The following is a 1,361-nucleotide window of genomic DNA, read 5'->3' on the forward strand; positions in this document are numbered from 1 at the left end:
CCGGTGCGGGTGCGGCTGGATCCGGATCGTCCGGTGGTGGAGTGGTTGCGGGGGTTGCAGAGCGAGCAGGTCGAGGCCCGCCGTCATGACCACCTTCCCCTCAACCGCGTCCAGGCCCTCAGCGAACTCCCCATGAACCAACCGCTCTTCGACACTCTGGTGGTCTTCGAGAACGCCCCCGTCGACACCGATGGCGCTGCCCGGCACGGACTGGAGATCAGCGAGATCGCGATCGATCAGGCCACCAACTACCCCCTCAATCTCATCGTCTACAGCGGTGACCGACTGACATTCACCCTCGCGTACGACCCGGACGTCTTCGACCGGGCCACCATCGAGAGCCTGCGCGGCGATCTCGTCCGGCACACGAGCACCGTCGCCGACGCCCCCGCCGAGCGCACGCTCGCACAGCTTGACCTCCTCGGTGGCGAGCAGCGGCACCGGATTCTGGAGGGGTGGGGTAGGGGTGGGGAGGGGGTGGAGCGGTTGACGTTGGCGGGGATTTTCCGTGGTCAGTTGGAGCGGACTCCTGATGTGCCGGCGGTGATTACTGACGAGGTGACGCTGACGTATGCGGAGTTTTATGGGCGGGTGGCGCGGTTGGCGCGTTTTTTGATGGGTGAGGGGGTGGGGCCGGGGCAGCGGGTGGCGGTGGCGATGGAGCGTGGTGTGGAGTGGCTGGTCGCCATGCAAGCCGTGCTGCACGCGGGCGGCGTCTACGTACCGGTGGATCCGAAATTCCCCGCAGACCGGTTCGCGCACATGCTGGCGGACTCCGGTTCCGTCCTGGTGCTGACCGAGTCGTCGGTCGGTGCGGCCCTGCCCGCGGACGGTGGTGTCCGTGTTGTGGATGTGGGTGCGTTGGGTGGGGTGTTGGGTGGGTTGTCGTCGGTTCTGCCTGTGGTGTCGGTGGATCTGCGGCAGCCGGCGTATGTGATTTATACGTCGGGTTCGACGGGTGTGCCGAAGGGTGTGGAGGTTCCGAGTGGTGGGTTGAGTGCGTTTGTGGCGGGGTTGGCTGAGGGGTTCGGGGTGCGGGTGGGGGATCGGTTGTTGCAGACGGCGTCGCCGAGTTTTGATGCGTCGATCCTTGAGGTGCTGGCCGGGCTGGGCCTGGGTGCCGCGTTGGTGGTGGCTCCGGCGGGTGTGGTGTCGGCGGAGGATTTGGTGGGGCTGCTGGAGCGTCATCGGGTGAATCACGCGTTTTTGGTGCCTGCTTTGTTGGCGGCGTTGCCGGTGGTGGAGTTGCCGGAGTTGCGGTCGTTGATGGTGGGTGCGGAGGCGGTGAGTGCTGATCTGGTGGCGCGTTGGGCGCCGGGTCGGCGGATGGTGAACGCGTATGGTCCGAGTGAGGCGAGTGT

Annotated in this window: 1 protein-coding gene; it reads left to right on the forward strand. The window is 66.4% G+C overall.

The annotated features are described in order from the left end of the window. A partial coding sequence (locus ABTZ59_RS37075; RefSeq protein WP_351425953.1) for an AMP-binding protein occupies positions 1 to 1,361 on the forward strand: 1,361 nt, incomplete at both ends.

This window comes from Streptomyces sp. NPDC094034, assembly GCF_040303865.1.
GTDB lineage: Bacteria > Actinomycetota > Actinomycetes > Streptomycetales > Streptomycetaceae > Streptomyces.